Source organism: Kitasatospora sp. MY 5-36, from assembly GCF_001182915.1.
GTDB lineage: Bacteria > Actinomycetota > Actinomycetes > Streptomycetales > Streptomycetaceae > Kitasatospora.
On record NZ_LFVW01000984.1, the window covers coordinates 1 to 2693 of the forward strand.

Genomic DNA, 2693 nt, shown 5'->3' on the forward strand with positions numbered 1-2693 from the left:
GGGGCAGGCCCGGGGGGCCGGTCGGCTGAGCGGCCCGCTGTTCCGGGACGAACAGCCCGAGCCGGCGCCGCCGGGCGTCACGGAGACGGTCGTGCTGCGCGCGATATCCGACGACGCCGCCCCCGCCCCCGCCCCCGGTCACGGCACCCCGCCGCACCCGGGGGCACCGGTGCATCCCGCGCCGCCGGCGAACCACCTGGCGGCCGGGCAGCCCCGCTTCGTGCCGTCGTCCCTCCCAGGGCAGGAGACACCCGTGGCCGCCCAGCCCGCTCCGCAGCCGCAGCCGCGCAAGCAGCGCGGTGGCCGTAACCTCCAGGCCGCCATAGGCGTGGGCGTCGGCCTCGGTGCGGTGATCATCGCCTCGCTGTTCGTGGTGAAGGCGCTGTTCCTGGTCGTCGTGATGGCCGCGGTCGCGGTCGGCGTCTGGGAGCTGACCAGCCGGCTCGCCGAGCGCAAGCAGATCAAGGCGCCGCTGGTCCCGCTGGTCGTGGGCGGCATCGCGATGGTCGCCACCGGCTACTGGTCCGGCATCCAGTGGGCCGCCGCCTCGCTCGCGCTGACCGGGCTGGCGGTGATGGTCTGGCGGATGGCCGAGCCGCCGGAGGACTACCTGCGGGACATAACGGCAGGCGTGTTCACGGCCTTCTACGTGCCGTTCCTGGCCACCTTCGTGGCGATGATGCTGGCGGCCGACGACGGCCCCCAGCGGATCGTGCTCTTCCTGATCGTGACGATCTGCAGCGACACCGGCGCCTACGCGGTGGGCTACAAGTTCGGGAAGACCAAGCTGGCCCCGACGATCAGCCCGGGCAAGACCCGCGAGGGCCTGGCCGGCGGCATCGGCCTGTCGATGCTGGCGGGCGCGCTGCTGATGGAGCTGATCATCGACGGCGGCAGCTGGTGGCAGGGCCTGATCCTGGGCGGCTGCGCGGCGGTCACCGCGACCCTGGGCGACCTGGGCGAGTCGATGATCAAGCGCGACCTCGGGATCAAGGACATGGGCACGCTGCTGCCCGGCCACGGCGGCATCATGGACCGGCTGGACTCGCTCCTGCCGACCGCCCCGGTGGTCTGGCTGCTGCTGGCGGCCTTCGTCGGCAGCTGACCCGCCCGGGCGGGACGTACGAGGTGAGGGCCCCGGACGCCTGGCGTCCGGGGCCCTCGCGCGTCTGCGACACTGGAACAACCATGCCTAAGCCCGGAGAACTCACCTTTGTCGCGCCGCGCGGCGCCAAGCCCCCGCGACACCTCGCCGACCTGAGCCCCGCCGAGCGCAAGGAGGCCGTCGCCGAGCTGGGCGAGCAGCCGTTCCGCGCCAAGCAGCTCTCCAACCACTACTTCGGCCGGATGTCGAACGACCCGGCGAGCTGGACGGACATCCCCGCCGCCAGCCGGGAGAAGCTCACCGGGAGCCTGCTGCCCGAGCTGATGTCGGTGGTCCGGCACGTCTCCTGCGACGACGACGCCACCCGCAAGACGCTCTGGAAGCTGTTCGACGGCACGCTCGTGGAGTCCGTGCTGATGCGCTACCCGGACCGGGTCACCATGTGCATCAGCTCGCAGGCCGGCTGCGGCATGAACTGCCCGTTCTGTGCCACCGGCCAGGCCGGTCTGACCCGCAACCTGTCCACCGGCGAGATCGTCGAGCAGATCGCCTCCGGGATGCGCGCGCTCAAGGCGGGGGAGATCCCCGGCGGCGAGGCGCGGCTGTCCAACGTGGTCTTCATGGGCATGGGCGAGCCGCTGGCCAACTACAACCGGGTGCTGGCCGCGATCCGCCGGCTGACCGACCCGGCCCCGGACGGCTTCGGCCTGTCCCAGCGCGGCATCACGGTCTCCACCGTCGGCCTCGTCCCGGCGATGAACCGGTTCGCCGACGAGGGCCTCAGCTGCCGTCTGGCGCTGTCGCTGCACGCCCCGGACGACGAGCTGCGCGACGAGCTGGTCCCGGTGAACACCCGGTGGAAGGTCGCCGAGGTGCTGGACGCGGCCTGGAACTACGCGGAGAAGTCCGGCCGCCGGATCTCCATCGAGTACGCGCTGATCAAGGACATCAACGACCAGGCCTGGCGGGCCGACCTGCTCGGCCGGCTGATCAAGAACCAGCGGGTGCACGTCAACCTGATCCCGCTGAACCCGACCCCGGGTTCCAAGTGGACGGCCTCCCGGCCCGAGGACGAGCGCGAGTTCGTCCGCCGCCTCCAGTCGCACGGCGTGCCGACGACCGTCCGCGACACCCGCGGCCAGGAGATCGACGGCGCCTGCGGCCAGCTCGCCGCGGCGGGCTAGGACAGGCGCCAGGCGCGTGGCGCGGGTCAGCGCAGGCCGGCGGCCGCCAGTGCGGCGGTCGCCCCGCCGGTCAGCAGCAGCGTGCTGCCCACCGCGAGGGTGCGCAGCGCGACCGCGCCGAACAGCAGCCGGGGCGAGGTGCCGAGGCGCAGCAGCGCGTCGGTGACCTCCCGGCGGTCGGTGCGGACCTCGGCGAGCCGGGTGACCACCGCGGCGGCCGCGCAGCCGAGCACCAGGCAGGCCTCGACCGCGGGCAGCGCGTCGGCGCTGTCGGGCGTGCCGATCCAGTAGCGGACGGTGGTGAGCACCAGCGCGACGGCGAGGGTGAGCACGGCCAGCGGTGCGCCGAGCCGCCGGGCCTGGGCGGTGAGCCCGCGCCCGGCCAGCAGCCGCAGCGGGGTGGG

At 73.6% G+C, this 2693-nt stretch carries 2 protein-coding genes and 1 pseudogene; 2 read left to right on the top strand and 1 reads right to left on the bottom strand.

The features are described 5' to 3' along the window. Positions 1–1105 (top strand): phosphatidate cytidylyltransferase (locus AE652_RS39155; RefSeq protein ID WP_049660296.1); only part of this gene is annotated, 1105 nt, incomplete at its 5' end. A gap of 83 nt (positions 1106–1188) precedes the next feature. Continuing rightward, the gene (rlmN, locus tag AE652_RS39160; protein WP_049660298.1) at positions 1189–2289 is read left to right on the top strand and encodes a 23S rRNA (adenine(2503)-C(2))-methyltransferase RlmN; all 1101 of its coding nucleotides are present in this window, start codon (positions 1189–1191) and stop codon (positions 2287–2289) included. A 26-nt stretch (positions 2290–2315) separates the two neighbouring features. Here the strand turns inward: rlmN and AE652_RS39165 are convergent. Further along, positions 2316–2693, bottom strand: a pseudogene (locus tag AE652_RS39165) (hypothetical protein); the annotation flags it as partial.

What these genes read in the sequence shown, in the direction of transcription:
- rlmN (WP_049660298.1), top strand. Translation starts at nt 1,189, where the DNA reads ATGCCTAAGCCCGGAGAACTCACCTTTGTCGCGCCGCGCGGCGCCAAG.